Here is a 16,325-nt window from a genome sequence, read left to right as displayed (position 1 = left end):
CATACGATGTGCGCCATCTGCTGGAGAATTCCGGTTTCGGCGCAAAGGCTAGAAAATGGACGAAAGAAGACGTGAAAGTATCGTCGCCTACCTACGGCGACGTATGGACGAATTTGGAATCAAACCCGAGGATGTCGCCGCGTCTCTTGCAGCGGACCAACAGCGACTACGAGCAGTGCGCTATCGAGACGCCCTCGGTCACACTTGGGACGGTAAAGGAACCGCTCCGCAATGGGTTGTTCAGGCGACTGCGGCGGGCCAATCCCTTCAGCATTTTGCAATCAGCGAAACCGCCGCAACGAAATCGAACAGTAAGGGTACGGTTGACTGGCGCAACGACCCGTTCGCAGGCACGCGCCTCGCTACCCGGTCGCAGGAATACGCCGCTGGCACCTAAACTCACGGATGCCGCGGGACTGCCCGAAATGACCGACGGAATAGCGGAGGTGGGCGTCTCAGCGTAGCGCCGCCCAATTGAGCCGAGCAGAGGGTATCCAACAGCGCTAGGTCCGTAATGCTCCAGCGATTGGCGCCGTGTCCAACAACGCTTGTCTCAGCGATGAGTTGGCCGCGCCAATCAACCGGGATGCGAGAGTTGACCGGATACGTCCGGTACATAGATGTATCCGCCCGCCGCGTCTCCATAAGACTTCGCATGACCAGCGACCAGGCGTCCCGCAGTCCATGCACACAGGGCGGCGTCGATAGCGTCGATTGACCTCAATACCGCGGAATCGACGCCAACCGTCTCGAGGATTTTTCTGCGCTCGACGAGCTTCCTTTTGGCGGAGACGGTTTCCCTCCCGAGTACAGAGCATGCGATGGCGTGAGGGAACGTCTCGAAACTCACGCGGTGGCCCGCGTATTCTCGGGAACTCAAAAGCGGATAGGCAGTTGCAAACGCGTGGTAGACCTGCTCACCGCAAAGCATCCAGTCATAGAAACCGCTGGGGCTGGACTTCGCTTGCTCTCGTGTTGGCGTGGCAAAGCAGTGAATGTGCTGCCGCGCCAGTTCCCGCTCAGCCAGGCGACCACTACCCGCCACAGCCCATCTGCACGGAGCGTCTATACCTACTGCTTTGACGTCAAATTTGAGACATTCTCGCAGCATCTCCGACGGCGTCATTCGTCTCACGTTGCTGAGGATGTTTTCGCCCTGAAGGATGACCATATGGCATCCTTTCCTCGCTCCGCCGACATCAATTCCGGCAACTGTGCTCGTTTCCACGGCATCCTCACGCACGCTTTCTTAGCCGGGCTGCGAAACCCCAAGAGCCCGGCTTAATGCTAGGTTAGGCCGCAGCGGGCGTGCTCGCAACCTCGGTCGGTGCCTGGTTCACGGTAGCGTCGGCAGGAGCCGTGGCTTTGACGGCGTTCTTTGCCGCACGCGCTTTGCGGGCAACGGGTGCCTTCGCGGTCGCACCAACCTTGGAAGCAGTTTTCCGAGCCGACGCCGCCGGCGTCTTCGCCGCAGCCTTCTTGGCGGCAGGTGCCTCATTCTTCGATACCGCGGCCTTTTTTGTGACGGGCTTCTTTGCGGTCACCACCTTGGCCGCTTTCACCTTCGGCGCCGCTGCCGGCTCCGCGACCACTGCAATCAAAAACTTCGACCGGTCCTTGGAGCCTGCTAACCATGCGGGCGCGCGACCACGCCCACTCCAAGTTTCATTGGTCTTGGGGTTGCGATACATCGGCGGCTGAACGCCACGAACATAATTCGCCGCCTTCACCTTGTCTGCCGGCTTCGCGCTCGAAGCGTTACCGCCGACCAGGAACTTGGTGCGGTCCTTTACGCTAGCAATCCATGCGGGAGCGCGACCGCGGCCAGACCATGTAGCACCCGTCTTCGGGTCGGCATACTTCGCGGACGAAGCAGCCTTGCTTGCAACCGACTTTGCCAACGGCTTGCGACCACGTCGCTTGCCGGCATCGGATTCGATGTCGGCGACACTAATGCCATGTTTATCCATCAGGTCTCGGATTTTCTCGAGGACGGCACTAGATTTCGTTGTAACCAATGCCTCTGCCTGTGCTTGCAGCTTCGCAATTCGAGCCTGGATGCCTTCGAGTGTCGCCATTTGAGTTTTCCGAGTGTGAAAGAGTTCGTGCCGCACTATGCCACATGGCGATGCTCGCGTGTCGGAGATTGATTTCAAGCCGCGAGGAACATCACTTCCGCTCCACCAATATCACCGAAAATGCAGCTCGGCCACGTAATTTAAACTCGCTATCTAAAGATGCTTTTAACCTCTTCTTGCATCGCCAGACTTCCTTCTAAAACCAGCCATCAATGTGGAAGGGAGTCTTCGTCAAACCGCGACACCGTGCTTACAAGAAGCGCAGTCAATGATGCCTGCTCAGAAGTTCGGCGCTTTTAAGGTAGGTAGACGACGGTTATACCGTGGTAGCAGCCAGGCGAGGACGCATGACATTGACTAACGCATTGGTGTACTTGAGCAACCAGGCCATCTGTTCCTCGTCCTTGTTGGCGCCCTCCTTCTGCGTCGCAACCACAACCATCGAGCCCGCAACCTTGTCGCTACCAGTCGAGGCGTCGCCAACCTCAAAGCGAACGGGCAACCCCAGCTCGCTCTCAAGGCCATCCTGGTCTTCAAGCAACCCCTGCATGAACTCGCGCCCCTCCGGTCCGATGAATTTCACGACGAGACCTGTTCGCCCGTCTGCAGTCCGATACGCGACCAGCCCACCCACAGGACCCGGCAGGTCGAGTCGTACGTAGTTGTTGCCGCCGTGCCTTGGTGCTGTCTGGTCCGGATGGTCAAACCGGACGGCAGCGATGAAGTGCTCCCAGAACTCCTTGTTCTTTGCGCGTGCTTCGTTGCCGACAGTCGTTGCATTGCGGGTCTCGTTGCCCGCGGTCGGGTCTTGGCCCGGCACAGGGACCGCATGCTCTGCCCTCTCGACGGGGCGTTCCATCCGGTCACTTACGAAGACCTCTCGCTTCACAAGCTCCGTCTGTACTGGCACATTGGGTACGAGAAGCGTTCGACCGCTCGCATCCCTGAAGAGCCGGATTTCTAGCAGTGCCAGTCGGGCAAGGAGTCCGCCCTGGTTGGCTAGCAGATTTCGTAGGGCATGCAAGTCACTGCGGATGCCATCGCCAGCGATGGCGAGCAGGAAATCGCCTCTGCGCAGCGACTCATTTACTGAATCAACGAAGCTGGCCTCCTCGATGTCCGGGTAAGCCGCGCTGACAGTCTTGAATATGGGGTTTTCGCCGGTCAAACCACGGGCCTGCTTAAGCTTCGCTTCGAGGTCGGAATAAGTCAGGCCGGACATTAGCGATGCGTACTCGAAGAGCTGTGCGATGACTTCCCGGCGTGCACCCGGGTTGCGCCACAGCTTGCACTCAATCAGAACGAGCCGGCCGGTCGGCGACACACCCAGCAGGTCGAGGAAGACATTGGACACGCCGTGCCGGAGCGGAAACTCGCGGCATAGCGGAACGAATGCCTCGCCTTGGCCGAACATCTCAACCATCGGAATCAGGGGTGCGTGCTGAAACAGCATCCCCTGTAGCCAGCTCTCGTTGTGGCCGCCGGAGAGTGAAACGCGTTGAAAAGCCACGAGCTCCTCGTTGGCTCCATACTCTTCAAGGAAAACTGCCATGCAATGTGCCTTCGGTGTATGCGTTCGGACAACGCGAGAAATTCCTAATGTGCGCTACGGGTGGGCGCTGGAATGCATCTCGACGGAATAGCCCGGCAGCAATAGTGTTGTCGCTGGACGGTGCCCTGCAAAGCCTCACAACCGCGGCGGAGGGGGCGGCAACGACGCCTGTCGCGGCCAATTGCACACCGCCGCACATTGCTTAACGGCACATCTCACAGATGCTTTAACTGGCGGTCGACATATCGTGACGTTCTCCGCTGCGGGCAAAAGGGCCCTTGGTCGCGCGGCCTGCGTCGATGATGCTCATTCGAGCTGTGTTATCCTGGCGACAGACGACTTGAACTTATCTGCACAAGTATTGAACTGAGAACCTGCCGACCGACAATACCGCGAGGCCCGTCTGATTCAGGACAAGGACCGACAACTTCAAGCGCAACAGATTGCCAATCAGCAGTTCGCCAATAGTCTGAATGCGTGGGCCAACTACATGCAGGCATGTGAACACCCGTCAGCCTCAGACCGTTCGCCTAAACAGCGTGCACTGCACGTCGACCAGCATGGGTAATACGGTCAATACCAACTGTTTTTGACAGTGGGCAACGTCATGGAACCAGGTAGAAAGGAAGGCTAGACGTCGCGGCACGTCCAAACGAGCAACCGTGTTCAATGCGCGATACGCGTGAACACGATGTCCGCATTCTCACGCGGGCGATAAGCGCGGTGGTACGCGTAGACCTCCCGGTCAAGCTCCGTGAAAAAGGACAGGACGTCCTTGCTCGCTTCCAAGCCAGATTCAACGTCAATGAAGTCGCTATCGCCCGCGAGCCCCATCGGCGTATTCCGTTGGACGTACACCGCCACGGTGGCTATTCGATTGATGGCTACAAGGACTTGCCGCATGCATATGCCTGAAAGCAATACGACTGGCGAGCGTGCGAACGCGCTTTCCACGTCTGAAGCCAGCTCGCTCAGGCGAATCGCTTTCACGTACTCGCCCATTTGCCGGTTCAGGTGCTTGTCGACGTCCACCACCTCATGACCAAGCGCCTCGGAGAGTTTGAGGGCGAGCGTCGTCTTGCCCGCGCCATCGCAGCCATCGAACGTTATCAGGCCACCCGCAACAGGCCGCAGCGCCTCCGCGAGTTCTCCCACATCTGTGACGACAACCCTTCGTGCGTTCAACAACTACCCCCTATGATGTGAACGGCATGACTACGAGAGTGCGTGAATACATACATTGCACTTGTCATCATACGGCAACCAAAGCACTGTGCGGACCGTATGCTGTAACGACTCGCTAGTCGTGTTCGAGTACGTTACTCGGCCGATTGCTAAAGCTAAACGAGCGATGCACAGCATCCGCTCGTGCGCGATTGGTACTACTGAGTCGGATGGTCGTAACCTTTCTGTAGAAGTTCGATTCCATCTATAAACAACTTCTCGACGTTTTCTGGCTCAGTAACCATGAAGCCGAGCTCATCGCGCGCGCGGTCATCGGTGCTGCCCTTGAACGAGAGCCAGTTAAAACTCGAAACAATCGCAAAGCGCTGGTCCGACACGAGGTGCTTTCGATGCGTGTTTCCAACAAAGTACACCTTGAAGTTTGTGTAAGTTCTAGCCAATCTATCGAAATCTCGCTTCGTCGAGTCTGAAATTGGCAGCTTGCTTCGCGCGGCGTCCTTCTGCTTTTTGCTCCCGTCCTCCTCAGCCAATCCATACCCTATATGTATCTTGACTCCTTTTTTTAGAAGTTTTTCTAGTGACTCTCGAAACGTCTTGTCTACAACTTGAGCTCTTACCCACGGAGAAATAATAAGAAGACGCTCCGACGTTTCGGACAACGCCTTCTCGAGCATCTTCGGATGCTCATGGCATCGGATAAATCGTTGCGTTAAGTCACGAAGCCGTGACCGCGCCTTCGTCGCTTTCTCAGCGTTGGCATCAATCGTCGCCTCCTGCGGTGCAACTTCTTGCTCCCGCGAAGAAGCGATTTCCTGTTCTAGCTCGGTGAGCTGGGCCATCTGCGCCGCGGAGTCCGTGTCCGGGAACAGCGCTGAGAGATTTTCAGGCTGCGCCGATTCAGATACGTGTCGGGAGCCAATTAGCTCCGGCCCTCCCAGTCGACTGAATGCCAACTCGTAGCCTTCATCGAATATGTTACTGCTGCCCTCGAAGCCGTCCTCAAAAGCAAACGCAACTTGAACGTCACTACCCGCAACAGCTCGGTAGTAAAGTGCAAGACACGGAATGAAATTAAGCTCCGTTCGCTCGATACGCTGAATGCCCAAAAGATTGGGGACTGCGTCATCTCGACGCGGCAGGCGCTTGAGGATTTTGTCTACTTCGTTCAGGGACACCTCAGAAGCTTCGGGCTTCCTGGCTCCACAAAGAGGTAACTCTAATCTTCCGGATTCACGAACCTCGGCGGGCTTCCAGAGTGACGACGTCGGTGCAAATATCACTTTCTTTTGAATCGGGTCGTACGCCAATCGCACCATCCGTTCTTCCGGTACGATGGATATTAGCTCTGCAAGTGCGATGCGCCCTTTGGACGTGAGTGAGACGGACGCCGAGGCGGCAGACGTCGCCCTCGAATAGTGAACGTACTCCTTCGCGTTCAAGGCCGCCAGAGTTCCCGTCAAGAGCTGCGGGGGTAATCCTAAAAACTGAGAAATCTCGCCAGTGTTTGTAAGCCCAGCGGAGATGGCTCGCAGATAGCCTTCTTCGATAGGATTAAGCGGCTTTTTCGCAAGGGTTAGGACGCGCGCATTGAGTCTAAAGACTGGCGCAGCGGCCTCCTTGAAAGTCGCAAGCACGTATCCTGGCCGTGCATACGCGGCCGATTGGAGAATGTCCTCGAGTTTTTTCACTTTGTTGCCTCTTCGACGACGCAGTCTTGGGGATGCGTGCTCATATGTTCGAGAACAGCTTTCAAGGGATTCCTACGAGCGTCGGCACCTCGACAGAAAGCGTCGTCGCCGACTATCGCAACATAGTCTTTGCCGCGCGACAGGGCGACATTGATGCGCTCGAGGTCTTTCAAAAACCCCAAACCATTCGCTTCGGAGCGCGTCACCGAGAATACAACGACGTCCGCCTCGCGCCCCTGGAAAGCATCAACAACGTTGACGTAAATCTCGGAGAAGCTGGTCCATTCGCCCCTCCGACGTTCAATCGCGGCGCGAAGTCTACGTTTTTGTTCCCCGTATCCGGTAAGCACAGCCACCGATATGCTTCTTTTCTTATCCACACCCTTAGATATCGAGAAATCAAACCTCGCCAATAGCTTTACAATAATTTGAATCTCGAGCTCATTGTAATGAGATGACCCAACCGTATGTGATGCTCGGTTTGAGAATTTACTCGTCGTGAACCACGTCACTGGGCGACGCATCGCTGCGGCAAGATATGTAGGGACATCCTTGCGTCCACTCTTCAATCCATCGTCGTAGAAGCACGCGGAAATCATGTCCCCAATCGCAGGAACCATTCGATGCTGCGTCGCCAACACTTTGCACAGACCCTCAGTCAAGCCGCTGCTTAAGTGGTCGAAGAGCGTCGCCTTCTGGTCCTCGGTGGTAAGTTTGTACTTTTCAAGCAGACCTTTGGCGCCCAGCTCCGGGTCTTGAAAAGGTGATAACTGCTTGTTGTCGCCTACAAGGATGGTTCGACGAGCGCGAGCCATTGGAACTAACACCTCAGTTGGTGTGGCAATCGATGCTTCATCGACGATGCAAAGGTCATATACTATTTCATTTCGTCCGGGAATTGCCATTACTCCAAGGCATGTTCCTGCTACAACTTGAGATGCGGAAATCACCGCTGCGCGAAATTCCGGTGCCCGTCCAAATCTACTTTCCCAGTCGGCATGTGCGGCCAGCAGTTTGCGGAGTTGAGCAGTTGCGTGGTCGCTGGGGTTCGCATATGCGTCCGCCCATTCGCGAAGTTCGTTCGCGGCGCATTTCGAAAGATGCGCCACGGTGTTTGCGTCGGATTCAAGCTGACGAATTGCGGGCAGGGTCTCTTGAACGTCCTTAGTCAGGGCGCGCTCTTCGGCCAGCAGGCTAGATACCTCCTGCTCAATCTCGACCAATTCGTCTGGCTCCAGCGCCCGCCGCTTGCCTTCAGAAAGTGCCGATTGAAGTTCGCCGAGACGATGCATGACCACTTCATGCCGCTCGAGGAAGCCAGCACGTCGCTCCAACGCCATAGCGAGCCGAATATCCTCCAAGCGTAACTGACGGGCGTTGGCCCAACTCTCTATGAACTGCTTGCCTGAGGCTATCGCGCTTTTTCGCATCCCAGGCATTTTGCGGTCAATCAACAAGCGCTTGGCAGACTCAGAAATCCGGTCGTCGTCGTCATGACCTATTCGGACCGCTCTAACGGAGTCTTCGCTCAGATTTGAAATTCGCTCTAGTGAGTTATCCAATGCGACGTGCGTTTGTGAAGTTAAAAGAATTCGTGCATTCGGTTGATGACGCAATGTCTGGAGAACAATTTCAGAGATGAGCGTGGTCTTGCCAGTCCCGGGCGGTCCTTGAATCACCATCAACGCCGGCTCCGCGAGCGCAATTCTAATAGCGTCCTTCTTATCGTCGTCGATTTCTGGTTGAATGAAATCGACGTCGACTGGTGCACGTGCGGGAACTGTTTCGGGCTCGACAATATAGTCGCCGAGAGATGCGTTGACAGCTCTGCCATAGCGCACCGCGTCTAAGGCGGACTTCTGCTTATCTAGAGCTGCATCAGCTTTCGAAGTGTCAACGACCAAATGGCCGTGTTCGGGGAGTTCATCAGATGCAACCTTGTTTCTGTCGCTGATTCGAACCACCAACGTGTCATCTGCCACCGACACAATTTGACCAAGGAAATCTCCCGATTCCGGAGTAACAATCTTTACGTCCGCTTCCTCTAGCGCTTGGTCAGTGAGCGTCGAGGACAGGTCAAATTGAAGGGCAAATGCGGAAAGGGGCTCGACGCCTGAGTAGTAGATGCGACGCTCGCGCATACGCTCAAGCTCCGTCTTCGCAGAAAGCAAGTCTAGCCAGGTCTTGTACATTCGCTGCTTTCTTTGCTGCAAAAGAACAACCTTTTGTTCAGCGTCGAACTCGTCGAGTGTCTCAACGAGAGTAGCGATGTTTAACTCAGAAAGATGTCCCGCCTCGCCCGTCGCGACCAATCGGAATGGACACTGTAATGTCTCTTCTCGATATTTCTCGCTTTGGAAAGCGGTCATGCCTATAGCAGCTGTCAAGACCAGTCTTTGCCCATTATCGGATATCGCCGCGATATACCGATATTTTTCACCGATGAGTCTAATTGCCCCCCTACTCGGAATCGCCGGTCGCCCTTCTGAACCGGCAATCCCCGTTTGACGTCCGCAATTAGCATTCGCCAAGTCCGCTTCGATGAATCGAGCGCACTCTGCGTCACTTCGCAGGCCAAGGTCAAACTCGATGACGCTGCTAACCTTCTTTGTCAAACTGACCAACACGGCCCCAAACTTCTCCGGCTCGCGCCGCGGCTCCAGTCTGCCAAACTCAATCAGAAGGCTGGCAGCGTCGGAAGGCCGCTCCGCCGGATTTTCCAGCGCAAGGCAGCGTTTCAGTAGCACCCTAACTGGCTCTGGGACATTAATCGTATCTGTAGCAGCAACTAATTCCGCATGTGTGGAGCAAGACGTAGTGCAAAGAGAGTAAATGCTCAAGGCTGCGAAGCCAAATACATCACGGCTGTAGGTAAATGAGCCATCGTCAAGTTCCGGCGGTGCGAAAGGCATTGACGCATACTGAGCCAACGTGATGCCTGGCTCAAGAAAGTCCCTTATCTTCGAAATGCCGAAGTCACAAACCCGGACCGTTCCGTCAGGATGTATTAGGATATTTGACGGTTTGATATCGCGGTGCGCTGTTGCGCGGGTGTGAGCAAAGGCAAGAGCTTCCAGGACTGGCCGCCCGACAGCTGCGAAGTAGCTCCCCCATTCGTCATAGCGCTTCTTGTCCAAGAGAGAAGACAGTTCACTCTCGACCCACTCCATTGCAATGAAATGCTCACCGGTCTCATCATCGACACCGGAGTCGAAGATGCTCACGATGTTTGGGTGCAGAAGGTCTCGTAGTGCCTGCGTTTCACGCCGAAACGACTCCTCGACCACTTCGTCGGCCGGCTCTGCTCTGAAGATTTTCACTGCGACGTGAGACTCGGAGTGGGTATCGTATGCCTTGAATACCGAGGCCAGTCCGCCGCGGCGGGGCGCGCCTTTGACTACATATCGTCCATTCGCTAGAAACCTTGGGCCAGTGCCCGAAAGGGTTATCGTTGAGCGATAGCTCGTTCCATTTGAAGTGTCGCCGCTCATTAGCCGTACCTTTCTTATCAGCGTTGATTTTCTCACTGAACACAGCCGATATTGCTACTGAATCGGGCGGTCTCGCGGAATGGAGTTGACACTTTACTGTCGTCCGCGATGTCTTGTAAATCAAAGGTTGAAGGTAGCGCGAGATGTCCCAAATCTTTTCGGAGCCGGTTCACGATGACACGGTAGGTCGGCCGCCGGTGGGTCCGCGGACGAGCCAACCGCGTGCGGCTTTGAGCCTAGGGTCAAGGCGAGGCTCTGCTTGGCGCGTCTGCTCGAGGAGTATCCTTCGTTCAGGTGGAGTTTGTCGTGTTCGGGGATTTCGCTCGATAATTCGCCAATCTGATTAATGTTCGTAACCCGTTAGTCCATGAATGCACGTCACAACGCCGCTTTCACGGCTCTTCTTGCAGCCGCGCTATTCGGCGCTACCACTCCTCTCGCGAAAACCTTGCTGGGGTCTCTTTCACCCTTCATGGTTGCGGGCCTGTTTTACCTTGGCAGCGGTGCTGGGCTCAGCGTCGGCATTCTCGTCCGGCATCTTCGTCGTTCGGCAGGCGATAGACAAAACGAAAGCCGTATCCAGGCCGCAGAAGTACCGTGGCTTCTCGGCGCAATTGCAGCGGGCGGGGTGGCCGGGCCTGCGCTGCTCATGCTCGGCCTCAGTTCGACGCCAGCCGCAACCAGTTCCCTGCTATTGAATCTCGAGGGTGTTTTCACGGCTGTCATCGCTTGGGTGGTGTTTCGCGAAAACGTGGACCTGCAGATATTTCTTGGAATGGTGGCAATCGTGTTGGGCGGCGCCATCCTGTCGTGGCAGCCGGGTGCCGCTGGTGTCTCACCAGGTGCATTGCTCGTGGTCGCCGCCTGCGTCGCGTGGGCGGTCGACAATAACTTGACGCGAAAGGTCTCGGCGAATGACGCCATGGTCATTGCCTGCCTGAAGGGACTGGTTGCCGGTTCCGTCAATCTCGGCATCGCGCTACTGCTGGGCGCGCATTTGCCGGGTATTGGCAAGATAGCGGCCGCCATGCTGACTGGCTTCGCGGGTTACGGTGTTAGTCTGGTTCTGTTTGTGGTCGCACTGCGCAATCTCGGCACTGCGCGAACCGGAGCCTACTTCTCGGTCGCGCCCATCTTTGGTGTCGCTCTATCGCTCATCCTGTGGCCGGAACTACCGTCGTTGCTGTTCTGGGCAGCCGCCGCCCTCATGGCTCTGGGAATCTGGCTTCATATCCGCGAGCGGCATGAACACGCTCACACCCACGAGGCCCTGAGCCACAACCATCGACACCGGCACGACGAGCACCACCAGCACGCGCACGATTTTGACTGGGACGGTAAGGAGCCGCATACACACCCCCATCAGCATGCACCTATTACCCATACACACGCGCATTTCCCCGATATTCATCACCGCCACATCCACTGACGCCGGAAGCGAATATTTGCTTTAAGTGGTCGACGGCTGGTGCATTCTGCACCAGCCGTTGGACATCGGTCCGCCGCCAAGGGCCTTCTAGCCAGTTTCGAGATTGCGGGTCGACTACGCCGAGGCCCGACCTGCCCCTATTCGCGTTCGAATTATATTGTTGTAGAGTTCTCTACCATGTTGTAGCGTATACAACATGACGACATTTACAGACTGGCTCCTCTTGGTGCTGACCCTGCCGACGGACAACGCCACTGCCCGGATGCGCTTCTGGCGCGCCCTCAAGGCCAAAGGCTGCGCTGTTTTACGAGATGGGGTCTACCTGTTGCCCGCGACCGATTTGGCGGAAGCGGAACTGCTGGAGCTTGGAGCAAGCATTGGCGAAGCCGGTGGCGCGGCCCATGTAGTGCGCACTTCTAGCCGCGGAGCGGACCAGGAGACCGAATTCCGGTCCCTGTTCGACAGGGCCGACGAGTACGCAGCCTTCGCGCGGTCGTTAGCGGATGCCAGAAAGACGCTTTCGGACCTTTCGCCGGCTGAAATTACCCGGCTGTTGCGCCGCGTCGGCAAGGATTTCGAGGCAATTTCGAGCATCGATTTTTTCCGAAACGAAACATCGACGCAGGCCGAGGCCGCCTGGCAGGACTTCGTCGCGCTGGCGGATACCGTACTGTCGCCAGGCGAACCTCATCAGGTCGAGGGTGCGATTGCGCTACTGCGACGTGAAGACCATCAGGGCCGCACCTGGGCGACGCGTCAACGCCTGTGGGTCGACCGCGTTGCCAGCGCGTGGCTCATCCGGCGTTTTATCGATTCGCAGGCACATTTCCTGTGGCTAGCATCGCCGGGCGACTGCCCGAAAAATGCGTTGGGCTTTGACTTCGACGGCGCTGCGTTCACACACGTCGGCGACCGCGTGAGTTTCGAGGTTCTGGTCGCCAGCTTCGGCCTTGAAGACGAACCGGGGCTGCTCAAGCTTGGCGCGCTAGTGCATGCGCTGGATATCGGCGGCCGCGCCGTACCAGAAGCAGTTGGCTTCGAAGCGGTGATGGCGGGGGCGAAAGCCCGTGCGTTGACTGACGACGAAATGCTCGCAGAAATGAGCAGCGTCCTCGATTCGCTGCTCGCGCACTTCGCGGCATCTGAAAAGGCTGAGGCTGGGAAGCGTTCATGAGCACTGTCACGCACGCCGCGCCCACCTATACGCTCGGACAACTCGTCCGCTACATGCTGCGCCTCGGTACCGTTGGCTTCGGCGGCCCAGTCGCGCTGGCCGGCTATATGCACCGCGACCTAGTTGAACGGCTAGGCTGGATTAGCGAAGAAGACTACAAGGAAGGAATAGCGCTGGCGCAACTCGCGCCAGGACCGATGGCCGCGCAACTGGCCATCTACCTCGGATATGTGCACTTTCGAGTGCTGGGCGCCACCCTCGTCGGAATTGCGTTCGTCATCCCCTCGTTTCTGATGGTGGTGGCGCTCGGTTGGGCGTACGCACACTTTGGCGGCTTGTCCTGGATGCAGGCGGTGTTCTACGGCGTCGGAGCGGCCGTCGTAGGCATCATCGCGATGAGCGCCTACAAGCTGACGAAGAAGACCGTCGGCTCGGACAAGCTCCTGTGGGCGATTTTCCTGACGCTGGTCGCCGTTACATTCATCACGGAGTCCGAGATTGCGTGGCTCTTCATTGCCGCGGGAGTTATCGGGTGGCTGAGACGCGCCCCACCCAAGTGGCTCACCAAAGGCTCCATGCATGGACTCGCTGCGGGCTATCTACCGCCGCTGAGCGGCGTGCTCAGCGGCCTCGACCTGCCACTGCTCGGACAAATAGGACTGTTTTTCGCGAAAGCCGGTGCATTCGTCTTCGGCTCCGGCCTTGCCATCGTGCCGTTCCTGTATGGCGGCGTAGTCACCGAGCACCACTGGCTGAATGACCGTCAGTTTGTTGATGCGGTTGCTGTCGCGATGATTACGCCTGGCCCAGTCGTCATCACGGTCGGCTTCATTGGATTCCTGGTCGCGGGTTTCCCGGGCGCTTGTGTCGCGGCGTTGGGAACTTTCCTGCCCTGCTATCTGTTCACGGTATTGCCAGCACCGTACTTCAAGAAATACGGGAAGCTGCCGGCCGTAAAAGCATTCGTCGATGGCATCACAGCTGCCGCCGTCGGCGCCATTACGGGTTCCGTACTGGTGATTGCAAAGCGGTCGCTGATTGACGTTCCTACTGTGGCACTCGCCGTCGCAACCGTGCTGCTGCTGTGGCGCTTCAAGAAATTGCAGGAGCCAGTCGTAGTCGTCGCGGCGGCCCTGTTTGGCCTCATGGTTTATCCACTAGTCCATTCTCACGGTATCTAGACGTAGGCGTGGACGCACTCTGCCAGGAAAAGTAATCATGGCAACACGTCGCAACTTCCTGCACAACACGGCCGCTGTTGGTGCGGGAATCATGCTCGCTCAGGCACAGACCGTCCGTGCCGCCGAGGACGCCGGTTACACCGATAAGCTGACAGACGCGGATGGCAAATACGCGGCAGCGCCACTGCCATTTGCCTACGATGCCCTTGAGCCGGTTATCGACGCACGGACCGTCGAACTGCACTACACCTTTCACCACAAGCCGGCAGCGGTCGCCGCGAACAAGGCCCAAGACGGATTGGCAAAGGCCCGCGATTCGAACGACTTTTCGCTCGTGAAATACTATTCGAAAGAACTCGCCTTTCAATTGTCCAGTCACATTCTTCACACAATTTACTGGACGACAGTCTCGGGCAAAGGCGGCGAGCCGAAGGGTGACCTCGCAAAGGCGATAGCCAACGACTTCGGGTCGTACGCAAAGTTCAAGGCGCAACTCATTGCGGCAACTGTTGCCGTGGAGGCGTCCGGCTGGGGCATCGTTGGCTACCATCCAGCGACTGCAAAGCTCATGGTCCTGCAGTGTGAGAACCATCAAAAGCTCACCGCATGGGGCATTCAACCCATCCTCGTACTCGACGTATTCGAACACGCGTACTACCTGAAGTATCAGAACAGACGCGGCGACTACGTCAATCAGCTGTTTAGCCTCATCAACTGGGATAACGCGGCTCAGCGAATGGATGCCGCACTAGCTGCGCGGAGGACGACATGAAATGGATTACGCGCGAGCGCCCGAAAATCGACCGCATTGCCTGCCCCTGGCTCGTCCAGAGGTTCATCGATAAGTCGCCTGAATTTCTCTTTGTACCCACAGACCAGGTGCTGGCCGTCGCCGAGCGCGAAGGTGCGATACCGTATGACATCCCGGGCGTGAAGCTGACTCACGTTGGCGAGCTTTGCAGTTTCGACACGTTCCTGGCGGAATATCACCTGACGGACCCCGCGTTGGGCGCACTCGCAGTAATCGTCCGCGGTGCGGACACCGCGCGCCTCGACCTGGCTCCTCAAGCACCGGGCTTGTTGGCCTTGTCTCTCGGCTTGTCGCGAATCTTTCAGGACGACCATGAGATGCTCTCGCATGGCCTGGTGATGTACGACGCGCTCTATGCGTGGTGCCGCGATTGCCAGAGCGAAACACATGGCTGGCCGCCGGCAGCCTAGCATCGACAGCGCGGGTAGAGCATCATGGTCACGTTAGGCCAGTCAGCGATGCGTCGAGCCTTCGCGGTTGCCACCCTCACGATTGCCACACTCGCTGCTGTTCCAAGTGGTCCTGCGAACGCCGAGGAAGCGTTCGAAGCTACCGGTTTGCCTCTACACAAAGTCACCGACATTCCACTCGGAGGCAGGACGACACGCTTCGATTACGAAAGCTTCGACTCGACCCGACATCTGCTATTTATCGCGCACCTGGGCGACAGTGAAGTCGTCGTTTTCAATACTAATCTGTCTCGCGTGGTCGGGCGCGTTGCCGACGTTAGTTCGGTTCATGGCGTACTGGCGATTCCTGAACTGGGGCGGGTATATGCGTCGGCTACCGGAGAAGACTCGGTAGTCGCCATCGACATGGCGACACTTGGAATAGCTGCACGTATCCCCACTGGCGCTTATCCGGACGGGATGGCCTATGCCCCTGATGTGCACAAGGTCTACGTCTCAGATGAAGCCGGCGGCTCGGAGACGGTCATTGACGTGACGTCAAACCGGCGAGTCGCAACCATTTCGCTCGGAGGAGAAGCAGGTAATACGCAGTATGACCCGAACTCAAGACACGTATTTGTCAACGTCCAGACACGCAATCAGCTGATTGAAATCGACCCGGCCAGCGACCAGATTGTCGCGCGGATTGACGTACCTGGCGCGAAGGGAAACCACGGGCTGCTCATAGATGCTGACCAGCGCCTCGCGTTCATCGCCTGCGAGGGAAACAACCGACTCATTGTTTTCGACATGCGCACGATGCGTGCGACATCGTCGTTCGATGTTGGCGAGGACCCAGACGTCCTCGCCTATGACCCTGCACTTCACCTCTTATATGTTGCAGGCGAAGCAGGCGTCGTCTCGCTGTTTCGCGTAGAAGCCGGCGTGGTCTCGAAACTGGGCGACGGCTATGTCGGACCAAACGCGCATATCGTGGCAGTGGCCAGCGAGACGCATCGTTCCTACTTCCCGCTCAAGAACCTGGATGGGCGGCCGGTACTGCGAATTCTGGAGCCCCAGCGTTAAGAACCAGGGGATATTCGGTTCAAGTCATGAAACGTAAATGTAATTTCGGCCTCTGACTTACGCACGGTTCTGATGCGCCAGTTGGAACAGCGGCAAAGGATTCTGGGAGCACGCCGACCGTCGCACAAGGTTCGCGACAAAATGAACGCCGCCCTCCGTCAGAGCGGGAGCCTCCGGTGCAGGTGAATGTCCTCTAGCGGTTGTCCAGCGTTCCTAGCTCCCTAACAAGCAGGGCTTGCCTGTGAGGCGGTGACAGGCGCG

General features: G+C 57.1%; 13 protein-coding genes. 7 read left to right on the top strand and 6 right to left on the bottom strand.

Translation table 11 applies throughout. From position 1 onward, the window contains the following. Window positions 1-55: 55 nt before the first annotated feature. Window positions 56-397 (top strand): H-NS histone family protein, encoded by a 342-nt coding sequence (locus U5A65_RS24385; protein WP_321947870.1) that lies wholly within the window; start codon window positions 56-58, stop codon window positions 395-397. 180 nt (window positions 398-577) lie between these two features. Here U5A65_RS24385 and U5A65_RS24380 read toward each other — a convergent pair whose 3' ends face one another. The 6 genes from U5A65_RS24380 to U5A65_RS24355 form a co-directional block, all read right to left on the bottom strand. Next, window positions 578-1,243, bottom strand: a complete 666-nt coding sequence (locus tag U5A65_RS24380) for a DUF429 domain-containing protein (RefSeq protein WP_415765509.1) — start codon at window positions 1,241-1,243, stop codon at window positions 578-580. Window positions 1,244-1,292: 49 nt separating this feature from the next. Further along, on the bottom strand, window positions 1,293-2,078 hold the full coding sequence (locus U5A65_RS24375; RefSeq protein ID WP_321947866.1) for an H-NS family nucleoid-associated regulatory protein: 786 nt from the start codon (window positions 2,076-2,078) through the stop codon (window positions 1,293-1,295). Between the two features lie 316 nt (window positions 2,079-2,394). Then, window positions 2,395-3,630 carry a hypothetical protein gene (locus U5A65_RS24370; protein WP_321947864.1) on the bottom strand — a complete coding sequence of 412 codons (1,236 nt, stop codon included), beginning with the start codon at window positions 3,628-3,630 and terminating at the stop codon, window positions 2,395-2,397. Between the two features lie 666 nt (window positions 3,631-4,296). Beyond that, on the bottom strand, window positions 4,297-4,815 hold the full coding sequence (locus tag U5A65_RS24365; protein WP_321947862.1) for a shikimate kinase: 519 nt from the start codon (window positions 4,813-4,815) through the stop codon (window positions 4,297-4,299). Window positions 4,816-5,012: 197 nt separating this feature from the next. Next, the gene (locus U5A65_RS24360; RefSeq protein WP_321947860.1) at window positions 5,013-6,503 is read right to left on the bottom strand and encodes a phospholipase D-like domain-containing protein; all 1,491 of its coding nucleotides are present in this window, start codon (window positions 6,501-6,503) and stop codon (window positions 5,013-5,015) included. Further along, a complete protein-coding gene (locus tag U5A65_RS24355; protein WP_321947858.1) occupies window positions 6,500-9,994 on the bottom strand; it encodes an AAA domain-containing protein in 3,495 nt (1,164 codons plus the stop codon). The genes U5A65_RS24360 and U5A65_RS24355 overlap by 4 nt, the downstream gene beginning before the upstream one ends. 367 nt (window positions 9,995-10,361) lie before the next feature. On the opposite strand from U5A65_RS24355, the gene U5A65_RS24350 reads away from it, so the two are divergent. The 6 genes from U5A65_RS24350 (at window position 10,362) to U5A65_RS24325 (ending at window position 16,064) form a co-directional block, all read left to right on the top strand. Beyond that, window positions 10,362-11,423 carry a DMT family transporter gene (locus U5A65_RS24350; RefSeq protein WP_321947855.1) on the top strand — a complete coding sequence of 354 codons (1,062 nt, stop codon included), beginning with the start codon at window positions 10,362-10,364 and terminating at the stop codon, window positions 11,421-11,423. A gap of 196 nt (window positions 11,424-11,619) precedes the next feature. Next, on the top strand, window positions 11,620-12,597 hold the full coding sequence (locus U5A65_RS24345) for a chromate resistance protein ChrB domain-containing protein (protein ID WP_321947853.1): 978 nt from the start codon (window positions 11,620-11,622) through the stop codon (window positions 12,595-12,597). Further along, window positions 12,594-13,778: a chromate transporter gene (locus U5A65_RS24340; RefSeq protein WP_321947851.1), complete on the top strand. Its 1,185-nt coding sequence runs from the start codon at window positions 12,594-12,596 to the stop codon at window positions 13,776-13,778. Before U5A65_RS24345 ends, U5A65_RS24340 begins: the two co-directional genes overlap by 4 nt. Window positions 13,779-13,815: 37 nt before the next feature. Then, window positions 13,816-14,550 (top strand): superoxide dismutase, encoded by a 735-nt coding sequence (locus U5A65_RS24335; protein ID WP_321947850.1) that lies wholly within the window; start codon window positions 13,816-13,818, stop codon window positions 14,548-14,550. After that, window positions 14,547-14,999, top strand: coding sequence for a chromate resistance protein ChrB domain-containing protein (locus tag U5A65_RS24330; RefSeq protein ID WP_321947848.1), 453 nt, complete (start codon window positions 14,547-14,549; stop codon window positions 14,997-14,999). The genes U5A65_RS24335 and U5A65_RS24330 overlap by 4 nt, the downstream gene beginning before the upstream one ends. Before the next feature lie 24 nt (window positions 15,000-15,023). Beyond that, on the top strand, window positions 15,024-16,064 hold the full coding sequence (locus tag U5A65_RS24325; RefSeq protein WP_321947846.1) for a YncE family protein: 1,041 nt from the start codon (window positions 15,024-15,026) through the stop codon (window positions 16,062-16,064). The last annotated feature ends 261 nt before the right edge of the window (window positions 16,065-16,325 follow it).

Source organism: Paraburkholderia sp. J10-1 (genome assembly GCF_905220165.1).
Taxonomy (GTDB): domain Bacteria; phylum Pseudomonadota; class Gammaproteobacteria; order Burkholderiales; family Burkholderiaceae; genus Paraburkholderia.
Note: the sequence above shows the minus strand (reverse complement) of the source record. Positions and strands in the feature narration are given on the sequence as shown.

Coding starts and splice junctions, on each gene's coding strand:
- U5A65_RS24325 (WP_321947846.1), top strand. CDS start 15,024: ATGGTCACGTTAGGCCAGTCAGCGATGCGTCGAGCCTTCGCGGTTGCC.
- U5A65_RS24330 (WP_321947848.1), top strand. CDS start 14,547: ATGAAATGGATTACGCGCGAGCGCCCGAAAATCGACCGCATTGCCTGC.
- U5A65_RS24345 (WP_321947853.1), top strand. CDS start 11,620: ATGACGACATTTACAGACTGGCTCCTCTTGGTGCTGACCCTGCCGACG.
- U5A65_RS24355 (WP_321947858.1), bottom strand. CDS start 9,994: ATGAGCGGCGACACTTCAAATGGAACGAGCTATCGCTCAACGATAACC.
- U5A65_RS24370 (WP_321947864.1), bottom strand. CDS start 3,630: ATGGCAGTTTTCCTTGAAGAGTATGGAGCCAACGAGGAGCTCGTGGCT.
- U5A65_RS24375 (WP_321947866.1), bottom strand. CDS start 2,078: ATGGCGACACTCGAAGGCATCCAGGCTCGAATTGCGAAGCTGCAAGCA.
- U5A65_RS24340 (WP_321947851.1), top strand. CDS start 12,594: ATGAGCACTGTCACGCACGCCGCGCCCACCTATACGCTCGGACAACTC.
- U5A65_RS24350 (WP_321947855.1), top strand. CDS start 10,362: ATGAATGCACGTCACAACGCCGCTTTCACGGCTCTTCTTGCAGCCGCG.
- U5A65_RS24335 (WP_321947850.1), top strand. CDS start 13,816: ATGGCAACACGTCGCAACTTCCTGCACAACACGGCCGCTGTTGGTGCG.
- U5A65_RS24385 (WP_321947870.1), top strand. CDS start 56: ATGGACGAAAGAAGACGTGAAAGTATCGTCGCCTACCTACGGCGACGT.